General features: G+C 65.6%; 18 protein-coding genes, 1 pseudogene and 1 riboswitch. Of the genes and pseudogenes, 10 read left to right on the top strand and 9 right to left on the bottom strand.

Annotated elements, in window-relative coordinates; translation table 11 throughout:
• Positions 1-17 precede the first annotated feature (17 nt).
• Positions 18-1,202 (top strand): fatty acid desaturase family protein, encoded by a 1,185-nt coding sequence (locus tag BLS52_RS08680; RefSeq protein ID WP_090585979.1) that lies wholly within the window; start codon positions 18-20, stop codon positions 1,200-1,202.
• A gap of 93 nt (positions 1,203-1,295) precedes the next feature.
• On the opposite strand, the gene BLS52_RS08675 is transcribed toward BLS52_RS08680, so the two are convergent.
• On the bottom strand, positions 1,296-2,195 hold the full coding sequence (locus BLS52_RS08675; protein ID WP_090585977.1) for an oxygenase MpaB family protein: 900 nt from the start codon (positions 2,193-2,195) through the stop codon (positions 1,296-1,298).
• Positions 2,196-2,322: 127 nt separating this feature from the next.
• Here BLS52_RS08675 and BLS52_RS08670 point away from each other — a divergent pair, with 127 nt between their 5' ends.
• Positions 2,323-2,781 carry a glutathione peroxidase gene (locus BLS52_RS08670; protein WP_175460134.1) on the top strand — a complete coding sequence of 153 codons (459 nt, stop codon included), beginning with the start codon at positions 2,323-2,325 and terminating at the stop codon, positions 2,779-2,781.
• A 61-nt stretch (positions 2,782-2,842) separates the two neighbouring features.
• Here the strand turns inward: BLS52_RS08670 and BLS52_RS08665 are convergent, their stop codons facing one another.
• Positions 2,843-3,724: a Cof-type HAD-IIB family hydrolase gene (locus tag BLS52_RS08665; protein WP_090585974.1), complete on the bottom strand. Its 882-nt coding sequence runs from the start codon at positions 3,722-3,724 to the stop codon at positions 2,843-2,845.
• 119 nt (positions 3,725-3,843) lie between these two features.
• Between BLS52_RS08665 and BLS52_RS08660 the strand changes: the two genes are divergently transcribed.
• Entirely contained in the window at positions 3,844-4,464 is a 621-nt protein-coding gene (locus BLS52_RS08660) for a DUF4352 domain-containing protein (RefSeq protein ID WP_245702769.1), read from the top strand.
• A complete protein-coding gene (locus BLS52_RS08655; protein ID WP_090585972.1) occupies positions 4,457-5,845 on the top strand; it encodes a multicopper oxidase domain-containing protein in 1,389 nt (462 codons plus the stop codon). The genes BLS52_RS08660 and BLS52_RS08655 overlap by 8 nt, the downstream gene beginning before the upstream one ends.
• Before the next feature lie 70 nt (positions 5,846-5,915).
• Here BLS52_RS08655 and BLS52_RS18490 read toward each other — a convergent pair whose 3' ends face one another.
• Positions 5,916-6,230: a hypothetical protein gene (locus BLS52_RS18490; RefSeq protein WP_175460126.1), complete on the bottom strand. Its 315-nt coding sequence runs from the start codon at positions 6,228-6,230 to the stop codon at positions 5,916-5,918.
• A gap of 73 nt (positions 6,231-6,303) precedes the next feature.
• On the opposite strand from BLS52_RS18490, the gene BLS52_RS08650 reads away from it, so the two are divergent.
• The 3 genes from BLS52_RS08650 (at position 6,304) to BLS52_RS08640 (ending at position 8,520) form a co-directional block, all read left to right on the top strand.
• Positions 6,304-7,380 carry a multicopper oxidase domain-containing protein gene (locus BLS52_RS08650; protein WP_245702768.1) on the top strand — a complete coding sequence of 359 codons (1,077 nt, stop codon included), beginning with the start codon at positions 6,304-6,306 and terminating at the stop codon, positions 7,378-7,380.
• 170 nt (positions 7,381-7,550) lie between these two features.
• Positions 7,551-7,850 (top strand): type II toxin-antitoxin system VapB family antitoxin, encoded by a 300-nt coding sequence (locus tag BLS52_RS08645; protein ID WP_026545050.1) that lies wholly within the window; start codon positions 7,551-7,553, stop codon positions 7,848-7,850.
• Positions 7,843-8,520 (top strand): LytR C-terminal domain-containing protein, encoded by a 678-nt coding sequence (locus BLS52_RS08640; RefSeq protein ID WP_175460125.1) that lies wholly within the window; start codon positions 7,843-7,845, stop codon positions 8,518-8,520. Before BLS52_RS08645 ends, BLS52_RS08640 begins: the two co-directional genes overlap by 8 nt.
• Before the next feature lie 89 nt (positions 8,521-8,609).
• Here BLS52_RS08640 and BLS52_RS08635 read toward each other — a convergent pair whose 3' ends face one another.
• From BLS52_RS08635 to aceA, 3 genes are all read right to left on the bottom strand, one after another.
• Positions 8,610-9,305 carry a DsbA family oxidoreductase gene (locus BLS52_RS08635; protein ID WP_026545051.1) on the bottom strand — a complete coding sequence of 232 codons (696 nt, stop codon included), beginning with the start codon at positions 9,303-9,305 and terminating at the stop codon, positions 8,610-8,612.
• A gap of 198 nt (positions 9,306-9,503) precedes the next feature.
• On the bottom strand, positions 9,504-11,126 hold the full coding sequence (aceB, locus tag BLS52_RS08630; RefSeq protein ID WP_090585967.1) for a malate synthase A: 1,623 nt from the start codon (positions 11,124-11,126) through the stop codon (positions 9,504-9,506).
• 103 nt (positions 11,127-11,229) lie between these two features.
• The gene (gene aceA / locus BLS52_RS08625; RefSeq protein WP_090585965.1) at positions 11,230-12,540 is read right to left on the bottom strand and encodes an isocitrate lyase; all 1,311 of its coding nucleotides are present in this window, start codon (positions 12,538-12,540) and stop codon (positions 11,230-11,232) included.
• A 133-nt stretch (positions 12,541-12,673) separates the two neighbouring features.
• On the opposite strand from aceA, the gene BLS52_RS08620 reads away from it, so the two are divergent.
• Both BLS52_RS08620 and BLS52_RS08615 read left to right on the top strand, forming a co-directional pair.
• On the top strand, positions 12,674-14,155 hold the full coding sequence (locus BLS52_RS08620) for a helix-turn-helix domain-containing protein (protein ID WP_026545054.1): 1,482 nt from the start codon (positions 12,674-12,676) through the stop codon (positions 14,153-14,155).
• Positions 14,156-14,181: 26 nt separating this feature from the next.
• Positions 14,182-14,730: a CGNR zinc finger domain-containing protein gene (locus BLS52_RS08615; protein WP_090585963.1), complete on the top strand. Its 549-nt coding sequence runs from the start codon at positions 14,182-14,184 to the stop codon at positions 14,728-14,730.
• Between the two features lie 103 nt (positions 14,731-14,833).
• Here the strand turns inward: BLS52_RS08615 and BLS52_RS08610 are convergent, their stop codons facing one another.
• A complete protein-coding gene (locus BLS52_RS08610) occupies positions 14,834-18,916 on the bottom strand; it encodes a S8 family serine peptidase (protein ID WP_175460124.1) in 4,083 nt (1,360 codons plus the stop codon).
• Between the two features lie 294 nt (positions 18,917-19,210).
• Between BLS52_RS08610 and BLS52_RS18295 the strand changes: the two are divergent.
• A pseudogene (locus BLS52_RS18295) lies at positions 19,211-19,354 on the top strand (IS110 family transposase); the annotation flags it as partial.
• A 131-nt stretch (positions 19,355-19,485) separates the two neighbouring features.
• Here BLS52_RS18295 and thiC read toward each other — a convergent pair.
• Both thiC and tgt read right to left on the bottom strand, forming a co-directional pair.
• Positions 19,486-21,216 (bottom strand): phosphomethylpyrimidine synthase ThiC, encoded by a 1,731-nt coding sequence (gene thiC / locus BLS52_RS08605; protein WP_090585961.1) that lies wholly within the window; start codon positions 21,214-21,216, stop codon positions 19,486-19,488.
• Positions 21,213-21,322, bottom strand: a riboswitch (TPP riboswitch). (Overlaps the previous gene by 4 nt.)
• Positions 21,323-21,646: 324 nt before the next feature.
• A complete protein-coding gene (gene tgt, locus BLS52_RS08600; protein WP_090585959.1) occupies positions 21,647-22,897 on the bottom strand; it encodes a tRNA guanosine(34) transglycosylase Tgt in 1,251 nt (416 codons plus the stop codon).
• Positions 22,898-22,936 lie beyond the last annotated feature (39 nt).

Below are 22,936 nucleotides of genomic sequence, written 5' to 3'. Positions count from 1 at the left end.
TCCAAAGGAGTGAGGGTATGACGAACGTTGCAGAACACGTGTCGGAAGACACTGCAGTGGAGAAAGCCGCTCCGCGCCGACGTGCGGGAGCGCTCGCGGAAACCGGACACCCAGTGGTGCGCCCGCCCGCAGCCGCCCACCTTTCGGACGAGCAGGTGGCGGAGCTGAGCCGTGAGCTGGACGCCATCCGGGACGAGGTGCTCGGGCGCCGCGGCCAGCACGACGCCGACTACATCCGGAGGGTGATCAAGGCCCAGCGCGCACTGGAGTTCGGAGGACGTGCAGCGCTGCTGTTCGGGCGGAACAAGGTCGCCTGGGTGGCCGGCACCACCATGCTGAGCTTCGCGAAGATCCTCGAGAACATGGAGCTCGGCCACAACATCCTCCACGGACAGTGGGACTGGATGCGGGATCCGGACATCCACTCCACCACGTGGGACTGGGACTTCGTCACCCCCACGCGGTCCTGGCAGCACACGCACAATGACCTCCACCACCGCTGGACCAACGTGGTGGGCAAGGACCGCGACGTCGGCTACAACCTCCTGCGCATGGACGACGACCAGCCGTGGAAGCCCTTCAACCTGGGCAACCCGGTGTACAACGCGGTTCTTGCGCCGCTCTTCGAGTGGGGCATCGCGCTCTACGATCTGGAGATCCCGGAGTACAAGGAAGGCTTGAAGTCCAAGGAGGCCATGACCCGGGACCTCCAGGCACTCGGACGCAAGGCAGCCAAGCAGTTCAGCAAGGACTACCTCGCAACGCCCCTGGTGGCCATGCTCAGCGGGTCCGGCCGTCAGGCGCTGATCGGTACCCTCACCGCCAACGCCGTACGCAACGTGTGGGCACACGCAGTGATCTTCTGCGGACATTTCCCCGCCGGTACCGACACCTTCACGGAGGAAATGGTCGACGGCGAAACCCGCGGTGACTGGTATGTGCGGCAGATGATCGGGTCGGCCAACATCTCCGGCTCGAAGTTCATGCATCTGATGACGGGCAACCTTTCCCACCAGATCGAGCACCACCTGTTCCCGGACCTGCCTTCGAACCGCTACCACGAGATCGCTCCGAAGGTTCGGGAGATCTGCGACCGCTACGGGCTGCCGTACACCACAGGCCCGCTGCTCAAGCAGGTCGGTTCGGCGTGGGCGAAGGTCTTCCGCCTGGCCCTGCCTGACCGGACGAAGCCGGCCACGTAAAGCTGAAGCGCGGCGGCTGAGCCGGTGTCGCGTCCCGGCTCAGGCTGCGGCGCGGCTCCGAATATGGTTCAGGCCGCGACGCGCGCCCCCGGCTCAGCCCGTGACGCGACGGATCCGGCGAAGCGCTGCCGCTTCGCTGGGTCCCTGCCTGCCCAGGCCCAGTTTCAGCACGCCGAGCACCAGCATCACGGCCGGTTTGACGGGGATCGGAACCGGCCCGAGGTGCGGCAGCGCCAGCCCAAGCATCTCCCGCTGCCGCGGGGTCAGCGTCGCCACCGCACCGGTGAAGAGCACCCGGTAGCCCAGCCGCTGCGATCGGGGGAGCGGTGGGCGCATGATGTAGGCCAGCGCGTCCTGGACCTGGCGGCTGGAGGTCAGTTCGCCGTCGTACGCGGCCAGCTGTGAACGTAACTCGGCGACGCTGCGCGGCGGGTCCGTCACGCCCATCAGTTCGCCGGCCACGGCCCACTGGGCCACGTAGTCGTCCGCACCGCCCGGGAATCGCAGCCCGTACCGCTGGTGTGCGCTGAGGAACGAGTCGGTGAAGGCGAGGTGCACCCAGCAGGCCAGGTGCGGATCGTTGGCGCTGTAGGAATGTTCGACGCCGTTCGCATCCACGTAGGTGCCGCTCACCTTCTCGTGCAGGCGGCGCACCCACCCTGACGCGCTGCGCGCCGCTTCGGTGGAGCCGTACGTGACGGTGAAAATCCAGCGGATGGTGTTGGCCAGCCGCCCCAACGGGTCTTCCCGGAAATTCGAGTGCGCATACACGCCTGCCATCGCGCCCGGGTGGAGCGCCTGCAGCAGCAGCGCTCGGATGCCCCCCACAGTCGGCGTCATGGAGCTGTGCACCTCCCAGACGGCGGAACCGGGAGGGAAGCAACCGGCGTCGTCGCCCTCGGCCAGTTCTTCGGTCCAGGCCGGCGGCTCGGCACCGGTGCCGGTGAAGGTGTTCTTGAGTTCAACGCGGAGCCGGGAGAAGGGTGACGCCATGGGTCCAGTATGCAGGTCTTCGTTGGGAGCCATCCGCGCGGGCGCCGCCAACGAAGTGTTCATGAGTACCCGTGACCGACAAGGAGCAGCAGTGCCCCAGCAGAACCTTCACGACATCCCGCTGACCATGATCGACGGCACCGAGCGGACCTTCGGCGATTTCGAGGGCAAAACCGTTCTGGTGGTGAATGTCGCATCCCAGTGCGGATTCACTCCGCAGTACGCGGCGCTGGAGAGCCTCTACCGAACCTACGCAGATCAGGGCCTGGTGGTGCTGGGCGTACCGAGCAACCAGTTCATGGCACAGGAACCGGGTACGGAAGAGGACATCCAGGCATTCTGCTCCATGAACTTCGGCGTGACCTTCCCGCTGACCACCAAGACCGATGTCCGGGGCCGGAACCAGCATCCCCTCTACGCTGAGCTCACCCGGTTCCGCACCGGTCTCCTGCCGGGCTTCGTGAAATGGAACTTCGAGAAGTTCCTGGTGAACGACGCCGGCTCCGTGGTCGCGCGGTTCCCACCCACGGTGGAACCGGACGCACCGGAAGTCGTGGCCGAGATCGAGAAGGCGCTGCAGTCCTGACGCGGACACCATCGGCGTTGAGCGCAGGAATCCGCGGGCCAAAAGGCGGTTATCCGCCTCCTCAGCGAAGCGGTTCCACCACCGGTAACACCGCAGTTTCGGCGCAGCGGAGCAGGAAGGCGGCACCGGCGTCGTCGTTGGTCAGTTCACCCTCCGTCAGCACCGGGTAGGGCTTCTCCGGAACACCATCGGCAGGGCGGACATCCACGTGGGCAACGCTGTAGCCGTGCTCGTGAAGGTAGTCCGCCATGGCGTAATCGGTCCGGGAGTCACCGACGGTCCGCCAGGTGTGCGGGACCTCGCCCTCGATGAGGCGCAGCGCCCGCTCGGCGCCCAGGTCCTTGCCCACCCTCACCGACTCGATGTCGGTGGAGATGATGGTGGGGTCCACGCGGTAGTCGACGCTGTCGTCGCTGTCCGGAAGGTGGTGGGCCAGACGGCAGACCCCCATGTCGAAGTGCTGCATGATCTCGAGGACGGCGGCGTCGAACGGTCCCTGCCGGTCGAGGTAGTCCGCGTTTCCCACATCGAGACGCTGCTCGATCGACACCATGGCGCGTTTGGTCTCGTCGAAGAACATATGGTCGGCGAACTGGTCTTCAACGAGGCGCCGCACCTCACTCCCGAATGCCGCCGGAAGCGCCAGCGCGTCATCAACCTCCACCGCGGTTGCGCCGCCGGCGTCGAAACTGAACCAGGTTGCACCCTTCTCGCAGATGGCGTGGAAGGTGATGCCCTCGGGAATCCCCGCCGCCAGCATGGGGTTCATGACCTCCTCGCGGATGAATTCATCGGAGCGGCCGGTGTTGAAAATGACCGGCCAACCGGCACCGGCCAGGGCGATCAGCGCGTCAATGATCTCGGGACGCACAGTACGTGACACCGGGCTGGCAACGGGTCCGTCGACATCGAGCAGGAGGCCGATGGGCTCAGGGGAAGTCATGGTTCAAGTATCCGGCGAACCGGTCAACGACGGGTAATTCGTGACGGTCAAGGGTTTCTCCAAGGTCTCGATATAACACTGGTTTCCTGCAGCATCCACGCATGACATAGAGGCGAGTAATGGCGATTGAGGAAATCGCGCTGGCCGAGCAGGATGCGGCTGACCTGATGCCTGGGGAGGCAGCCGACCGTCCCAACGGACTCACGCGCAGAGTTTTTGGCATTCTGATAGGCAGCGGTGCGCTGGCCACCGCAGCGGGATGGGGAGTCCTTTCCGCAGCCGGCGGCACCGAGGAGGTACCGACGTCGTTCGGTTCCGTCCGGATCTCAGCCGCAGAGCGGCAGGCCCGCATGGCTGGGGTACTCAGCGCCGGCGGGCACACAGCCGGATCGCATGCGGTGACGGGGACCGCCCAGCCGTTCAACCACACCTGGGGTGAACACGTGGCGGTGAAGCTGGAGGTCCGCAACACATCGGAGCGGAATGTCCTGTTTGCGCCGGGGCAGCTCCGCCTTCTCGTCGCGAACACGACGACGGTGACCAACCGGGCGGCCGACGTCGCCAAGATCCTGTTGACGCCCGGCTCACACCGCAGCCTGTGGATCAGTTTCCTGGTCCCGAGCGGGGCATCCGGTCTCTCAGCCCGGTTCACTGACCCGTGGGGCGGCCCTGCTCCGCTGGTGCTGGCCCTTCCGCGCATCTCTCTTCGACCCGGCTCCCTGGAGGAGAATCATGGCTGAGCAGTTGCCTCCCGAAATCCTGGCCCGCAGTGACCTCCTCAAGCTTGGCGCAGCGGCGGGGCTGGGCTTCGCGGCGCTGCCGCTGGTGCAGCCCTCCGCACCGCGTTCCCGCGTGGCGCGCATGCCGATCCCGTTGGCACTGGCGCCGCTGCCCGGCGTGCTGGACCTCTACATCAACGAAGGCTACCTGAAGATGGTGGACGACACCCTCGTGTACCACCGCGGCTTCGGCAGCAGGCCCACCGACATCGACGACCCGACTCCGAGCCTGCGTCTCGACCCGACAGTCATCACCGTTGCAGGTGATGTAGTTCCCGGCCGCAGCTACCCGCTCGGGGCTCCCTTGCCTCCCCGCGGGACGCCTACGCCGCTGCGAGCGGACTCCGCCAACCCCGGGCAGTACGTCATCCACCGCAACTACTGGGCGAGCTATTTCCCGCAGCGGACGATCGTCGCCGAACTGGGGAGTACTGTCCGCCTGCGCGTACAGAATCGGCTGGGCAAGCCCCACACACTTACCGTGCATGGGGCAGGCGCCGACGGCGGTGACCTCACCACCGGGTCCATTGCTCCGGATTCCGTGGCCCTCCTGGAGTTCGACTGCCCGAAGCCGGGGACCTACATCTTCACTGATCCGACGAACGCGCCCGTTGAACGGGTGCTGGGCCTGTTCGGGGTGCTCGTGGTCATGGACCCGGAGTGCCAGTGGGATATCGCCAAGGACCGGGCATCCTTCGAGCGGCAGTGGGTGTGGATCTGCCATACCGTGGAACCCCGATGGGCGTCTATGGAAGCCGCAGGCCAGACAGTGGATCCTTTGCAAACCCGCGCGGTGCCGCGGTACTTCACCCTCAATGGGCGCAGCGGATTCGAGTCGCTCGGCGTCACGTTCGACGACGGCATCAACCTCGCTACCGAGGAGGAAACCCTGATCTCGGGTTACCCACGGCAGCTCGACGTACGGCAATTCGGCGAGGGGACCGAGCTTGGGACCCTGCGCGGCGGTCAGTTGGTACGGCTTGTCAACGCCGGAATTGTTCTACATCAAATGCATTTTCACGGAAACCACATCTGGACGGTTCGCCGCAACAATGTGGATTGGCCGCGACGGGAAGGATTCGTCGGCGATGACGGCCACGTTGTCCTCCAGCAGTGGGAGGACGTCGTCGAACTGGAACCGATGGACCGCAAGGACATCATCATCCCCATCAAGCGGCCGCCGGACGCGATTGATCCCGTCTGGTTCGCGCGAACCACCGACTGGGTGTACCCCATGCACTGCCACGCCGAGCCGTCCCAGACCGCTGCCGGCGGAATGTATCCCGGCGGCCTCGTTGCCCACTGGACCCTGAAGGGCCCTGTCCCAGGAGCTGCACCGTGAGTATTTTCAGCCGTGACCGGCGGTCCATCCGGGCGATCGAGCGCGCGCAGGAACGGGCGCAGCGGCGTCGTCAGGAAGAAGAACGACGGCGCGCTGCGGCTGAGCGGAAGCGCCAGGCGGATGCGCGCAGGCGCGCCGAAGCGGAACGACGACGGGTAGAGCGCCAACGGGCGCGGTCCAAACCCAGCGCTTCCGCGAAGCCCGGTGCGTCTGCGAAGCCGAGTGCCACTGCGAAGCCCAGTGCTTCTGCGAAGCCGAGTGCTTCTGCCAAGCCGAGCGCGTCGTCGTCCGCCTCCGCTTCAGCAAGCGCCTCCGCGACCGCCTCAGCGACCGCGACCGCCACCGCCTCAGCGAGCGCAAGCGCATCCGCTTCCCCGTCCGCCACGGCGGAACCGACCGAACAGCCGGTCCCTGCCCCCGTCCCGGAACCGACGCTGCACCACAGGTTCCAGAGCCAGGTGGATTTCAGCTCCGAGCAGCTTGAGGTCGAGAACCCGGTGACGGAGTTCCCGCAGGTGCCGGCATTCGCAGTCGATTTCGAATTCCACAGCCGCGACCTGGTGCTTGACGACGGCGCCGAGTTCGAGATGTGGAGCTTCGAGGACGAGCAGTACGAGCGCGGCTTCCCTGGCCCAACCCTGCGGGTGCAGGAGGGGAAGGTCTTCCACGCCACCGTGCACCCGAGCAAGGGTCCGCACACCATTCACTGGCACGGCATGGAACCGGACCCCCGGAACGATGGTGTGGGGCACACATCCTTCGAGGTGGACGGGCAGTACACCTACCAGATGCAGCCCGAAGCCGGCCGGCCCGGTGATCCCAACTACGGGGCGGCCGGGACGTACTTCTACCACTGCCACGTGAACACCCCGCTGCATGTGCAGATGGGGATGTTCGGGCCGCTCGTGATCGACCCGGTGGTGCATCCGGACTACCCGGTGACTCCCGGAGCGCGGCGCGCCTTTGTGGATGGACCGGAGTATGACATCGACACCGAGGCGCTGTTCGCTCCCTACTGTGTGGACCCGCGCTGGCATGAAATGAACCATGCGGACGGATTGTCCGGGGAGGACGCCGGGCTCAACCGGTTTGAACCCCGCCACTTTTACCTCTTGGGCGGGGAGCTGGCGCGTCGTCCCGCCGGCCGGGAACGTGTGTGGAGCCTGTCGGTGCTGCGCGCCAACGTGGCGGGAGGGGCGCGGAAGCCGACGCTCCTGAGGACTGTCAATGCCAACTACCTACCGAACATAGTGACCTTCACCGACGCCGCAGGGGTGGAAGTGCCGATGGCCGAGTTGATCTCCCACGACGGACGTCCGTTCCGGGACACGTCGGTTCCGGGTGCGCCGGCATTGAGCTGCCGTGACTCCGGCTACCCGCTGACCACCAGCAGGCTCGCGTACGGCGCAGCCGAGCGTTACGACATGCTGCTGCATCCGCCGGCACCGGGCCGCTACTTCCTGCGAGTCGACTGGGAGGACTGGATCACCGGAGCAGTGGTGGGAACACGCATCATCCCGATCGACGCCACCTGACCCCCGCATTCCACCCCACCTACGGGAGCTTTTGTCGCCGTTCTGCTGTCAAAAGCGGGTCATAGCAGCAGAACGGCGACAAAAAGTTTTATGGTAACCATTTGGCCACTCCGGGCGCGCCGCCAGAGCGCCACATTCCATTGCGGCGTTATCTTGCCTAGGCTGTATTGGTGATCTTCAAAGCAGTGAGTGACGGACGCCCCTATCCCGACCATGGACACGTGACGCCCAAGGACTGGGCAGGCGTGGCGCCACGGCAGGTCCGGCTGGACGAGCTCGTCACCACCAAAACCACCCTCGACCTGGAGGCTCTGCTCGCGGAGGACTCCACGTTCTTCGGCGACCTGTTCCCCCACGTAGTGCAGTGGAATGACACGCTCTACCTCGAGGACGGGCTGCACCGGGCCGTTCGCACAGCCCTCCATCAGCGCACCATCCTGCATGCCCGCGTCCTGGTCATCGATGCCTAGGACCCCACATCGCAAACCCATCCGGTCGAAGAAGAACCCGATCGAGTGGCACGGACACCGGATTGTCACCGAGAACGATCTCGAAACGGTATTTGCCGATGACGGCAATGTGGAACGTCCCCACATCTACATGCGCAGGCTCCGCCATGGCGTGGTTCTGGTGCTGCTGGTGGCGCTGCTCGCGGCGGCCGTGATTTTTGCGCTCGCACTGGCCCGGGGAGACATCAAGCTGCCCGTCAGTGAACCGTCGCCCATCCCGACGAGTGCGTGCCCGGCCGGTCCGTTCGACCTGGTGGACCCGGCAGCGGTCACCGTCAATGTCCTCAACAGCACCAGCATCGAGGGTCTCGCAGGGAACGCCGCCACAGCCCTCGAGGAACGGGGCTTCACCGTGGGCGCGCTGGGCAACCGGACGGTCGGCCGGACCAACATGACTGCCATCGTGGTCTCGGGCCCAGCCGGGTACGCTCAGGCCCTCACCCTGCAGCGGACCATACCGGAAACGGTCTACGTGGAAGACGAGCGGCCCGACGCCACGGTGGACGTGGTGCTGGGCTCCGAATACGAGGCGCTGATTCCCGCCGAGGAAGTCAACGCGGAACCCGGGGCGCTCACGTGTGAACTGCCGCCAACGGCGAGCGCCACGCCGTCGCCGTCGGTCGCTCCCTGATAGGAAATACCGCTCCCGGAGGGGAAGCGCCTCTCTGACGGGAACTGCCGCCTCACGGGAGGCAGGGAACGACGACGGCGGGCGGCTGACTAGCAGCCGTCCGGGCCGCAGGCCTCGCCGTCCGGTGTTGCCGAGACGGGCACGAGAGGGTGGGCTTCCTGCCACGCCTGGTCCAGCGCCTGCCGGAACAGTTCAACTGGCTGCGCTCCCGAGATGCCGTACTTCCGGTCGATCACGAAAAACGGGACCCCGCTCACGCCGAGTGTCTGGGCCTCATTGATGTCCCGGCGGACGTCGTCGGCAAAACGGTCCCCGGCGATGGTGTCGCGGACCGACTGCTCATCAATGCCGAGGTCCGTGCCGAGGGTGACGAGGACCTCGACGTCGGACGTGTCCAGACCCTGCTCGAAGTGCGCGGACAGGATGGCTTCCTTCGCCTCGTTGCCCTTGCCGAGCGACTTCGCCAGGTGCAGGAACCGGTGAGCGGTGAAGCTGTTGCCGACCACCACGGAATCGAAGTCGAAGTTCACACCGACGTCGGCCGCTGAGGTGGTGAGCTGATTCCACATCTGGCGGACCTGCTCCGGGGCGATCCCCTTGCGTTCGGCGAGGTACTGCTGCTCGGTGCCGTCGTAATGCTCGGGGAGGTTGGGGTCCAGCTGGAAGCTCTTCCAGGTCACCTCGACGCTCTCACGATGCGGGAAGTCTGCGAGGGCCTTCTCGAAGCGGCGCTTGCCTACAAAGCACCAGGGGCATTTGACGTCTGACCAGATTTCAATGTGCATACTGTTGGCAACGGAAGGACGGCGGTGCCCTATTCCCGGGGCACCGCCGTCGTCGTCCTCTCCCGAAACCCCGCGTTGAGTTGGCAGGACACACCGGTTATGTCGCTCCATAAGGGGTGTGTCCTGATACGTGAATAGATTCTCGAACCCCACGGAGCGGCAGCACCGCCCGGACGCTGCCAACTCAACGGGCGGGGGCTACCGCTGCAGAGCCCGAGCCGGAGCCGGCCGCTGCCCGGCGCAGAGGTGCCGGGTGTATGCGGGGAGGGTGAGGAACTCAGGGAAGTCCTCGCCGAGGGCAACCTCCTCGAAGAGCTGACGGGCGTCGTCGAACCGGTCATCATCGAAGCGGGGCAGCCGCTCGAACTCGTCCTCCAGCAGCTCCGATACCCACTCGCGGGTGACGATCTCGCCGTCGTCGGTAACCGCGTGGACGTGGATCCACTGCCAGATCTGCGAGCGGGAGATCTCCGCGGTGGCGGCGTCCTCCATCAGGTTCTTCAGCGTCACCGCGCCGTTCCCGCGCAGCCACGCCTCCAGGTAGCGGACCCCCACCTCGAGGTTGGTGCGGATGCCGGCCTCCGTGATGAGCCCCTGCGTACCGGTGAGGTCGATGAGCGCGCGGTCATCCGGAACGACGTCGGTGCGCTGCCGGCGGAGCTGGTTGGGCTGTTCGCCGAGCACGACGTCGAACACCGCCCGCGCAACCGGAACCAGGTCCGGGTGGGCCACCCAGGAGCCGTCGAAGCCGTCCGAGGCCTCGCGCATCTTGTCTGTATGCACCTTCTCGAGTGCGACGGCGTTCACCACCTCATCCCGACGGTTGGGGATGAATGCGGACATGCCGCCGATGGCATGCGCACCGCGGCGGTGGCAGGCCCGCACCAGCTGTTCGGTGTAAGCCCGCATGAAGGGCGCGGTCATGGTGACCATGGTGCGGTCGGGCAGGACGAACCGCGGGCCGCGGAGCCGGAAGTTCTTGATCAGCGAGAAAATGTAGTCCCAGCGGCCGGCGTTCAGGCCCGAGGAGTGTTCGCGCAGCTCGTAGAGGATCTCCTCCATCTCGAACGCCGCGGTGATCGTCTCGATGAGCACGGTGGCGCGGATGGTTCCGCAGGGGATGCCGAGCAGTTCCTGGGCGCGGAGGAAGATGTCATTCCACAGCCTGGCCTCAAGGTGGTTCTCGAGCTTCGGCAGGTAGAAGTAGGGGCCGCGGCCCTGTTCAATCAACGTGCGTGCGTTATGGAAGAAATACAACCCGAAGTCCACGATCCCGCCGGAGATGGGTTCCCCGTCGATCAGCAGGTGCTGTTCCGGCAGGTGCCAGCCGCGCGGACGTACGACGACGGTGGGCAGCTTCTCGCCGAGCCGGTACTCCCTGCCCTCATCGGTGGTGAAGTCGATGCGGCGGTTGAGCGCGTCCTGCAGGTTCAGCTGGCCGTTGATGACATTGGCCCAGGTGGGGGTCAGCGAGTCCTCGAGGTCCGCCAGCCAGACGTTCGCCCCGGAGTTCAGGGCGTTGACCGTCATTTTGCGGTCCACGGGTCCGGTGATCTCGACCCGGCGGTCCTCCAAGCCGGGTGCCGGCGGCGCAACCTGCCAGCCGTCGTCGTTCCTGATGTGCGCGGTCTCGGGCAGGAATCGCGGGTCCTCGCCGCGGGCAATCCGGTTGCGGGCATCGCGCCGGCGCTGGAGGAGTTCCTGGCGGCGCGGTTCGGCGACGGCGTGGAGTTCGCGGAGGAAGTCCAGTGCCTCGGGGGTCAGGATTTCATTCTGGCGTGGGATGGGCGGTGCGGTCAGCGAAATGCCGTTGATGTTCATGGGTAACTCCTTGAAAGCTGCGTTGAGTTGGCAGGACACGCCGCTAACGGGCGTCCATAAGGGGTGTGTCCTGCCAACTCACGGGGAGGGAGAGGGGGAGGGGTTAGTGGAACTGCTGCGTCTCGGTGGAGCCGGCAAGGGCAAGGGTGCTGCCGGTCGGGTTGAGGGCGCTCGCTACCTGGTCGAAGTAGCCGGTGCCGACCTCCCGCTGGTGGCGGGTTGCGGTGTAGCCGCGGGATTCAGAAGCGAATTCCTTTTCCTGGAGTTCGACGTAGGCGCTCATGCCTTCGCGGGCATAGCCGTGGGCGAGATCGAACATCGAGTAGTTGAGGGCGTGGAACCCGGCGAGGGTGATGAACTGGAACGTGAAGCCCATGGCGCCGAGTTCGCGCTGGAACTTCGCGATGGTGGCGTCGTCGAGGTGCTTCTTCCAGTTGAATGACGGCGAGCAGTTGTAGGAGAGCATCTGGTCGGGGAACTCTGACTTCACGGCTTCGGCGAACCGGCGGGCCAGTTCCAGGTCCGGGGTGCCGGTTTCCATCCAGATCAGGTCCGAGTAGGGGGCGTACGCCTTGGCGCGGGCGATGCAGGGTTCGATGCCGTTGCGGACCTTGTAGAAGCCCTCGGCGGTGCGTTCGCCGGTGATGAATTCCTGGTCGCGTTCGTCCACGTCGGAGGTGATCAGCGTGGCGGCTTCGGCATCGGTCCGGGCGATGATGACGCTCGGGGTCCCGGCGACGTCCGCGGCGAGGCGGGCTGCGTTGAGGGTGCGGATGTGCTGCTGGGTGGGGATGAGGACCTTCCCGCCGAGGTGGCCGCACTTCTTCTCGGAGGCGAGCTGGTCCTCCCAGTGCACACCCGAAGCGCCGGCCGCGATCATCGACTTCATCAGCTCGTACGCGTTCAGCGGTCCGCCGAAGCCGGCCTCGGCGTCGGCGACGATCGGTACAAACCAGTCCTCTACCGACTGCGTGCCCTCGGCCCACTCGATCTGGTCAGCCCGCTGCAGCGCGTTGTTGATCCGCCGGACCACCTGCGGAACCGAGTTCGCCGGGTAGAGCGACTGGTCCGGGTAGGTCTGTCCGGACAGGTTGGCGTCCGCGGCAACCTGCCAGCCGGACAGGTAGATGGCCTTCAGCCCGGCCTTGACCTGCTGCACGGCCTGGTTGCCGGTCAGTGCGCCGAGGGCGTTGGTGTATCCGCCGGTCTGTGCCTGGCTGGTGAGCTGTTGCCACAGCTTCTCGGCACCACGCCGGGCGAGCGTGTGTTCCTCCTGAACACTGCCGCGAAGGCGTACGACGTCGGCCGCCGAGTAATCACGCTGGATCCCGTCCCAGCGCTGATCGGCTGCCCACTCAAGCTCGAGTTCACGGACTGCCTGGGTGTGTGCGTTGTTTACGGCTTCCTGCGTCATTGTGTTTTCTCCTTCCGGGAGGCGTCTATGCCTCTGCGGTAACTCCTGGTGAAATCAACAATCGCGCATCCTGCAAGCGTCAAGTAGGGCAAAGCTCTGGAAAGAAACGCATTTCTTCGCGTATCGTCAAGAAATGACGACTTCGAGCTGGAATCGAACCCGGCAGCCCGAAACGGAAACGGTGCCGGAAGGCGAAGATGCCATCAGCCTCGGGCGCCGCCTGAGGCACCTCCGCAAGAGCCGGCGCATGACGCTGGAGGAGCTTGGCGCCGTCGTCGGTACTGCGCCCTCCCAGCTCTCACTGATGGAAAACGGTAAGCGCGAACCGCGGCTCGGGATGCTGCAGTCGCTCGCCAAGGCGCTTGAGGTGAGCGTCGACCAGCTGCTCGGGGCTGAGCCGCCAAGCCGGCGCGCAGCCCTGGAAATTGCCCTGGAGCGTGCCCAGCGGGGACCGTTGTATGAATCGCTGGGCCTGCCGAAGGTACGCACGTCAGCGCGGTTGCCGATGGAGGCGCTCGAGGCCCTCGTCGGCCTGCAGGCCGAGCTTGAACGCCGGCTGAACGAGCAGGTGGCCACCCCGGAGGAAGCCCGCCGTGCCAACGCCGAGCTCCGCGGCATCATGCGCAGGCAGAACAACTATTTCCCCGACATCGAGGCGGAGGCGCAGAAGGTCCTGGCGTCCGTGGGGCATACCCGTGGGCCCCTGTCGCAGCACCTGATCGCGGACATCGCCGCGCACCTCGGGTTCACGCTCCATCACGTGGGGGACCTGCCGCACTCAACCCGCTCCGTGACGGACCTGAAGAACCGGCGCATCTACCTCACGCAGTCGCAGCGGACGGATCATGACCCCCGGTCCGTACTGCTGCAGGCCCTGGGGCACTACGTCCTGCAGCACAAGACTCCTGAAAACTACCGGGAGTTCCTGCGGCAGCGGGTGGCCACCAACTATTTCGCTGCGGCGCTGCTGCTGCCCGAGAAGGCCACGGTCGAGTTCCTCCAGGCTGCGAAAGCGGCCAAGGAGATCGCGGTCGAGGACATCCGGGACTCCTTCGCAGTCTCCTACGAGACCGCCGCGCACCGGTTCACCAACCTCGCCACCGAGCACCTCGGAATCCCCACCCATTTCCAGAAGACCCACCAGAGCGGGATCATCTACAAGGCCTACGAGAACGACGGCGTGACCTTCCCCCAGGACCACACCGGCGCTATTGAAGGCCAGCCCTCCTGCAAGAAGTGGACCTCACGGGTGGTGTTCGATGTCCCGGACCGGTTCTCGGCCTACAGCCAGTACACCGATACACCCAGCGGCACCTACTGGTGTACCGCACGGACCGAGCGTGCTGCGGCGGGGGAGTTCTCGCTCAGCGTCGGTGTGCCGTACGCCCACGTGAAGTGGTTCCGGGGGCGGGATACTCCCATCCGTGGTGAGTCCCGCTGTCCGGAGGAGTCGTGCTGCAAGTTGCCGCCGTCGTCGTTGGCTCAGGAATGGTCCGGCTTCGCGTGGCCCAGCGCGCGGGCGCATTCGCACCTGTTGGCGGCCATGCCGCCGGGCGCCTTCCCGGGAGTGGATGAGACAGAGGTCTACTCATTCCTGCAGACCCACTCGGGCTAAGGTGGAGCCACCCGAACAGGAGCCCCATGCTTTTTGCCAATGACACCGAAGAGGGACTGCGCAGTGCCGCCGCGCTGGTGAACACCGAGGACGGTGAACAGCTGCCCGACGCCGATGCCCTCGAACGCTTTGCCCGGGATTGGAACTGGAGCGGCAACCTCGCCCTTGATGAGGCAGAGCTCGACGCCGTCCGGAACCTCCGCCCGCGCCTGCGCTCCCTCTGGAGCGGCGACGAGGACGCGGTCGTGGACACGGTGAACGCGCTCCTGCGCGAGTTCAATGCCCTGCCGCAGCTGGTCCGGCACGACTCCTGGGATTACCACATCCACGCGACACCGTTGGAGGCGCCGCTGTCCGCGCGCATGGCGGTGGAGGCGGCGATGGCCTTCGTGGACCTCATCCGCAGCAAGGAACTGGGCCGCCTGCGGACCTGTGCGGCGGAGGACTGCACCAACGTGCTCGTGGATCTATCCAAGAACCGCTCGCGGCGGTTCTGTGAGTCGGGGTGCGGGAACCGGGCGGCCGTCGCGGCGTACCGGGCCCGGCTCGCCGAACGGGCCGAGGCCTCCGCGTAGAGTCATCCCCCGCGTTGAGTTGGCCCGTCCGCACGCCGCATTGAGTTGGCAGCGCCGACCGGACGCTGCCAACTCAACGCAGAGGAGGGGGCGGGTTAGGGGACTACGGGACCATCCAGGTGAAGCCGCCCCAGCCCTTTCCGTTCTGGACCTTGCCGGAGAAGCCGCCCTCGCCGTTCCCTGAGTACAGGAAGAGGCGGCCGGTGGAGTCGCGGGCCAGCAGGTCCGCGTTGCCGTCCCCGGAGAAGTCGCCCGGGCCAACCAGGGTGAAACCGTTCCAGCCCTGTCCCGCCTGCGTGCGGGTACCGAATCCACCGGCGCCGTTCCCCGGGTAGAGGAAGAGCTTCCCGGTGGTGTCGCGGGCCAGCAGGTCCGCGTTGCCGTCCCCGGAGAAGTCGCCGGGGCCAACGATCGTGTAGCCGGTCCAGCCCGAGCCGATAGGCGTGCGGGTACCGAACCCGCCGGTGCCGTTGCCCGGGTAGAGCCGAAGGGTGCCGTCACCGAGGCGGGCAATCAGGTCCACGTTGCCGTCACCGTTGAAATCACCGGGGGTGACGATCGCCAGTCCGTTCCAGCCGCTTCCGATGGGGACGCCGCGGGTGAGCGTTCCGCTTCCGGTGCCTGCATAGAGCCACAGCCTGCCGGCGGAGTCCCGCGCCACAACGTCAACATTGCCGTCCCCGTTCCAGTCACCCGGAATGTGGATGGCGGTCATCGAGTTCCAGCCCGTACCAATCACGCGGCTGGTCAGGAACCCGCCCGACCCGTTCCCCGGGTACAGCAGGAGCTGCCCCGCAGAGTTGCGGACAACGACGTCGGGAAGACCGTCGCCGTCGAGGTCCTTGTTGACGGCCGGTGCACCGGCTACGGAGATCGGGACAATCTCGTCCTTCTGATCCGTCGCATTGTGGTGATGCAGGAAGAGGGCCTTCGCGTCCGTCACGTTTTCCTGGCGGTTGACGTTCAGGGTGACGCCATCGGCCGAGATGAAGGACGCCGCGGCGGGCTCGCCGCCCTCGAACCACAGGGCGGGTTGGGTGACGTTGAAAGCGATCCAGTCGGTGGTGTCCACCGGGCCGGCCGAATTGCCGTTCTCATCAACGTTGAACGCGCTGGAGGTTGAGACGCGGTACTGGATGGGAGCCGAGGCGCTGAGCGCCGCCGCATCCATTCCGAGTTCCGTCACCGGTACGGGCAGGGTGATGACGTTGGTGTCGAACGTGTTGGTGTCCACACTGCCGTCCACGCCGTTGGCGAAGTAGAGGTCGGTGTCGAAGATGGGTGCTCCCGCATCGTCGATCGTGACAACCTCGAACAGGATCATGTCCAGTGTCGGAGCGGCAGGTCCGAGGTCGCCGAGCCGGAGCGTCTGCACCACGTAATCCACTGTGCTGTCGCCGTCGGTGTCGATGTCGATCGATACGCCGTTGTTGCCCCCGAGCTGCGACCAGTTCTGCCAGGTGCTGATCCCGAAGTTCAGCACGCCCGCGGTGCGGTCCCCGGCGGCATCGACCAGGGCCGGAACCGTTGACGCCGCGCCGACTGCCCGCAGGTCAAACGAATACAGGGATTCCAGCGGCCGCGTCGGCGCCTTCGGGCTCTCGGCACCGAGAACCAGCGGCGACACGATGGACTGATAGGCGGACTCGCCCGGCACACCCTGCGCCAGCCCGCGGCCGGAGAGCGCAATGCTGCTCTCCAGGTCCGCGGCGTCGTCATAGACGACTTCCGGCCCGGCCGAAATGTCCGACGTCGGCTTCGGAGCCGAGTAGACAGGAACGCGGAGTTCCTGGCCGTCGACGCCCAGCAGCTGAACCCGTCCGGACGCATCCGCAAGGTACTGGCGAGGAATGCCCGCCTGGATTTCCTCCGCCGCAGGATCGATGGTCTTGGCGAGGGCGGCCGGATCCGCAACCGTCAGCGTGACGTTCAGCGTTGCCGGATTGTTCGCCGGAACCGTGATGATCGCCGGAGACACCGAGATGGACACACCGGGCATGGTCGACGCCGCAAGATAGCCGGCGTTGTACGTCACCGGAACGTTTGAACGGTTCTGCACGGTGACCTGCTTGGTCACCGTCAGCGCCTCCGTCCCGAGCTCAAGGACCCCGAAGTTCACCGAGGTGAGCGCCGGTTGGTCCGTGGCGTACGCCAGGACCGGGGTATCCAGGGCCTGGATGGCATCAACGCGGCCCGACCCTACCCGGTTCGGTGCGTACTTGACGCCGTCGGCGGTCAGCAGGTCATGCGTCGCGGTGTTCATGATGACGCTCTTGGCCTGGTACGGGTTGTACTCATGCGCGGACAGGAGCAGTGCGGCGATGCCCGCTGTGTGCGGCGCGGCCATGGAGGTGCCGCTCTTCACGGAAGCGCCGTTGCCGGTGCCCACCTGGACGGATCCGATGGAAACCCCGGGAGCGGTGACATCGGGCTTCACCACGCCGTTGGAACCGTGAACACCGCGAGAGGAGAAGGCCGCAAGGGTGTCCTGCGCATTGGAGGGACCGGTGGCCGTTGCCTGGAAGGTGGGATCGAGCCGGATCTGGAGCGTGCCGGCCGCAGCAGCGGGCTCATGCGCCTCGGAAGAAGCGCGGTTGAACTGTACGCCCGGAATGGTGGCGTTACCGCCGATTCCTGCATCGAACACGTCGCGGGGGGAACTCAGGACCACGCCCGCACCGCCGGCTGCCTCAACATTGTCGAAGCGTGTCGCTGAGCCGCAGGGGAAGGGGGTGCCGAGGTCTTCCCAGTCCAGCCACACCCATTCACCGTTGAACGTTCCCGCGGGAAACGCCTGGCAGCCGAAGCGGTCCAGACCGGCCGGCGGCTTGACCACGGTACCGGTGAGCTGTGCCTCGGTGGCCTCGACATAGTTGAAGTTCACGCTGTACTGTCCCGAGGCGGTTCCGGGCTGGGGCGCCAGAACGTCGATACGGTCGAGGGTGACCTGGGAGCCTACGCTCGCCGCGACGGTGAGCGCGGATTCGGCGCTGCCGGGGGAGCCGCCGATGTCGTAGACATCGCCGTCGTTCCCGGAGGACACCACAGAGAGGACGCCCTGCGCGGTCAGCGCGTTGACGATGTCGTTTTCCGGATCGTCATAGGCTGGGAAGGAGGAGCCCAGCGACATGTTGACTACCTGGGCGCGGTCATCGAAGTTGCCGTCCCGGTTGGGGTCCAGGACAAAGTCCAGGGCCTGGCCTACAACCAGGCTGGAGCCCTCACAACCGAAGACGCGGAGGGCCACCAGGCCGGCTTCGGGAGCGGAGCCCGGCCCGATGCGCATGGCATTGACGGCCTCGGCAGTAAGGGTGCTGTAGTCGCCCTCGAAGGTGGTGCCGTCGTCGTTCACTCCGTAGCCGGCGGCGGTGCCGGACACGTGGGAGCCGTGGCTCTGGCAGTCGAGCGGGTTGAGGTCGGGCTGGGGCACGGAGCGAACCGGATCCGACGCGTCGTAGGCGTCACCCACCAGGTCATAACCGCCAAGGAACTTCGCCGGATCGTAGAGCGCCGGATCAGGCTCGGCATCCGCCCTGGCCTGTTCGAACGCCTCGATGGTGCCTGGACCGCCGAACCCGGCGTGAGTGTAGTCAAGGCCCGTGTCCAGTACGGCTATGGTGATGCCCTCACCGGTGTTGTCCCGCGCGGTCCATGCTTCAAGGGCGCGCGTGTCGATGTCAGCGCCCTTGTTCTCGACGGTCTTCGGCACGAGCCCGGTGATCTTCACGACGTCCGGGCGGGCAGCGAGGGCCTTGATCGCCTCAGCATCACCCTGGATTGCGACGCCGGGAAGAGTGTTGGTGGTGGTGTACAGCTCCGAAGCACCCGCCTGGGCTGCCACCTCGGCGGCCTTCGCCTGAATGCCGGCCCGGATCTCCAGAACGCGGTCCCTCCGGGGAACCGGGGCGGTGAATCCGTTGCGGCGGACTTCCGCGGGCTGTGTCTGTTCGAAGGCTCCCTTGCCGGCGAACTGGACGTATGCCGCCGTCGGACCCGTTTTTTCAGCGAGTTCGCGGCTGACCTTGGCATCGAAAGCCGGTTGCAGCGCGACCCCTTCAGCTGTAGGGCTGCCGGAATCCGGTGCTTCCACTGCCGACGCCGGTGCCCACATGCTGGAGGCAAGGACGAGGCCGGTCAGCGAAGCCAGCACAGCCTTTCCCGATCTCCGGCGGTATGACTTGCTCATGCTGCTCCTTCGAAGGAAGAGTCAAGGCCATACCGCTTGAGTCCATTCCTAGCCCCCTGCAGCTCTGCTGGCTCGGCCTGAGACCGGTGTGAGTGAAATTCCCTGTAGAGCGGTGGGTGCCAGCAGCATTGTGAAGCCCTGTCGGGCTTCACGGTTACAGCTTCATGTGGAAAGGGTCACATGTCAACGGGCACCGGCGTAGTACCTTCCCAGAACCTCGGCCTTCAGGTCGAAATAGGTGCCGTTGTTATGTTGTTGAGCAGGTAGTTCGCAGGGCAGTTGTACTGTCTTGGCTACCCCCGCAAACGCGCTGAAGGAAAAACCCACACTCAATCAGTACTCTCTCTGGCCCGACGACGACTCAACGTAATGTGGACCATGCTTCGCAACCGAACCGCCTATGAGGTCCAGCCGGCATCAGCTGTTCGGACCGTGTGATGCGTTTGGAGGAAAAATGCCCAGCATAAGGCACGGGGCTATCCGGCGGGCGTTGCCTTCCTGGAAACACTGCGTCCACGGTTGTGTAACGCCCGCCGTCGAGCCCGCCCCACCAGCGGAAAACCGGGCTCTCAGCTGGCAGGCACTGCCGGCATCTCTACGTAGACCTTGCCACCGGAGGCCCTGAACTGGGCGGATTTCTCCTCCATCCCAACGATGGCCTCCTGTTGGGCGGTGCCGCCGAACTGGTCGCGAATGTCTTGGGAGATGCGCATGGAGCAAAACTTCGGCCCGCACATTGAGCAGAAGTGAGCGGTTTTGGCCGGCTCGGCTGGCAGTGTCTCGTCGTGGAAGGCTTCGGCGGTTTCCGGGTCCAGGGACAGGGCGAACTGGTCCCGCCAGCGGAACTCGAACCTGGCCTTGGAGAGGGCATTGTCGCGTTCGAAGGCACCGGGGTGGCCCTTGGCGAGGTCGGCGGCGTGGGCTGCGATCTTGTAGGTGATGACGCCGGTCTTCACGTCGTCCTTGTTCGGCAGCCCGAGGTGCTCCTTCGGAGTGACGTAGCAGAGCATGGCTGTGCCGTAGCGGGCGATCTCGGTGGCTCCGATGGCTGAGGTGATGTGGTCGTAGCCTGGCGCGATGTCGGTCACCAGTGGCCCCAGCGTGTAGAACGGGGCTCCGTTGCATAGCTCCTGCTGCCGCTCCACGTTCTCCCGGACGAGGTGCAGCGGGATGTGCCCGGGGCCTTCGACCATGACTTGCACGTCGTACTCCCAGGCGCGTGCGGTGAGCTCTGCCAGGGTGTCCAGCTCTGCGAACTGGGCCGCGTCGTTGGCATCGGCGATCGATCCTGGGCGCAACCCGTCGCCGAGGGAGAAAGCGACGTCGTAGCGGGCGAAGATCTCGCAGAGTTCGTCGAAGTGGGTGTAGAGGAAGTTCTCCTTGTGGTGGGCTAGGCACCAGCCGGCCATGATCGATCCTCCGCGGGAGACGATGCCGGTGACTCGCTCGGCCGTCAGAGGCACGTAGCGCAGTAGTACTCCAGCGTGGATGGTCATGTAGTCCACGCCCTGTTCGCACTGCTCGATGACGGTGTCGCGGAAAATTTCCCAAGTGAGGGCGTTGGCCTCGCCGTTGACCTTCTCCAGGGCCTGGTAGATGGGCACTGTGCCGATGGGAACGGGGGAGTTGCGGATGATCCATTCCCGGGTGGTGTGAATGTCATCGCCGGTGGACAGGTCCATGACGGTGTCCGCACCCCACCGGGTTGCCCACTGCATTTTGTCGACTTCTTCGGCAATGGAGCTGGTCACCGCGGAGTTGCCGATATTGGCATTGATCTTCACCAGAAAAGCCTTGCCGATGATCATCGGCTCAGACTCGGGGTGGTTGATGTTGGAGGGGATGATGGCCCGACCCGCCGCGAGCTCGGAGCGGACCAGTTCGACGTCGCAGTTCTCCCGGAGCGCCACGAACCGCATCTCCTCGGTAATGATCCCCGCTCGGGCGTAGTGCATCTGGGTAACGGTGCGGCCTTCCATGGAACGCAGCGGCACCGGCTGGGAGCCTTTCCATTCCTGGGATGCTGCACCACGCCGGATAGCGGAGCGGCCGTCGTCGAGCAAGTTCCTCTCACGGCCAGTGTAGGTTTCGACATCACCGCGTCCCTTGACCCAGGAGGCGCGTAGCGGGGGCAGTCCGACAACCGGGTCACTGCCAGGTCCAGCCGTACGGTAGACCTGCAGCGGGTTATTTGGGGTGCCGCCGGGACTGTCCTCCAGCGAAATCTCCGTGACGGGGACGTGGAGGTCGTGTTCCTGATTGTGGACGTAGGCCAGGGCGTGCTGAGCAGATGCGCTCATAATGGGATTCCTCTTCCTTCGCCGGCATTACCCGGACAGGTTCGACGGTCGCAGGCTGCATCAGCCCGATCTCAGCCCCTGCATCAGGGCTCCCGTGTGGACGTATCGACCATAACACCCGGGTGACAGCAGTCACGACCAGGCTTCTGCGGGCATGGTGGGGAGCTGACGTGGGCGACTGGCTTGATTCATGGGGGAGCGAGGGGATTACCGCCAGCCAAGCAGATAGTCCGTTGACAACATCATTGAAATTCCTCGAAGGAAGAGTCAAGGCGATACCGCTTGAGTCCATTCCTAGCCCCCTGCAGCTCTGCTGGCTCGGCCTGAGACCGGTGTGAGTGAAAATTCCCTGTAGAGCGATGGGTGCCAGCAGCATTGTGAAGCCCTGTCGGGCTTCACGGTTACAGCTTCATGTGGAAAGGGTCACATGTCAACGGGCGCCGGCGTAGTACCTTCCCAGGACCTCGGCCTTCAGGTCGAAATAGGTGCCGTCCTCGATCGCGGCGCGGGCGTCGTCGACCATCCGGATCACGAAGCGCTCGTTGTGGATCGAGATCAGCGTCGCCGAGACCATCTCCTTCGCCTTGAACAGGTGGTGGATGTAGGCCCGGGTGTAGTGGGTGCAGGTGTAGCAGTCGCAGCCCTCCATCAGCGGGGTGAAGTCCCGCTTGAACCGGGCGTTGGACAGGTTCCACCGGCCGTCGGGCACATAGAAGGCGGAGTTTCGGGCAACCCGGGTGGGGGAGACGCAGTCGAAGGTGTCAGCGCCGTTTTCGATCCCAGTGAACAGGTCATCGGGCTCGGAAATGCCCAGGAGGTGGCGTGGCTTCGCCTCGGGCAGTTCGTCCGCACACCACCCGAGGATGGTTCCCAGGTTCTCCTTCTCCAGGGCCCCGCCCACGCCGAACCCGTCGAAGTTCATCGCCCCGAGGTCCCGTGACGCCTTGCGCCGGAGGTCCTCATACTGCGCGCCCTGGATCACTCCGAACAGCGCCTGGTACGGTTTGTCAGCCCGCTCGGTAGTCAGCCGCTCATGCTCGGCGATGCAGCGTTCCGCCCACAGTCGGGTCCGTTCCAGGGACTCCTCCTGGTATCCGCGGGAGTTCATCAGCGTGGTCAGCTCGTCGAATGCGAACATGACGTCGGCCCCGAGTTGGTGCTGCACCTGCATCGAAATCTCCGGGGTGAACCGGTGCCGATCGCCGTTGAGATGCGAGACGAACCACACGCCGTCGTCGTCAATGTGGGCCAGGCGCTCCTTGCCGACCGCCACCCGGTCGTCCGCACCGGCGTGCTCGGAAGCGGCGGCGGCGTCCATGGTGATGACCTTCTTGAACCCGGAGCCGAGGCTCATTACCTGGAACCCGCCGGAGTCGGTGAAGGTGGGCCCGTCCCAGTTCATGAACTTCCCCAGCCCGCCGGCCTCGTCCAGGACGTCAGCCCCCGGCTGCAGGTAGAGGTGGTAGGCGTTGGCGAGCAGGGCCTGCGCGCCGGCCTCCTTCATGGATTCCGGCAGCACCGCCTTCACGGTGGCCTTGGTTCCGACGGCGATGAACGCCGGCGTCTGGATCTCACCGTGTGGTGTGGTGATGGTCCCGGTACGGCCGTGCAGGCCCTCGCCTGCCGCGGTGGTTTCACTCAGGCGTTTACCGATGGAAAACAAGAAGTCAGATTGTGGCACCCGCCCATCTTCTCAGCAATCAGCGGATGGTCCCCACGA

The organism is Arthrobacter subterraneus, assembly GCF_900099735.1.
Lineage (GTDB): Bacteria > Actinomycetota > Actinomycetes > Actinomycetales > Micrococcaceae > Arthrobacter_D > Arthrobacter_D subterraneus.
Note: the sequence above shows the minus strand (reverse complement) of the source record. Positions and strands in the feature narration are given on the sequence as shown.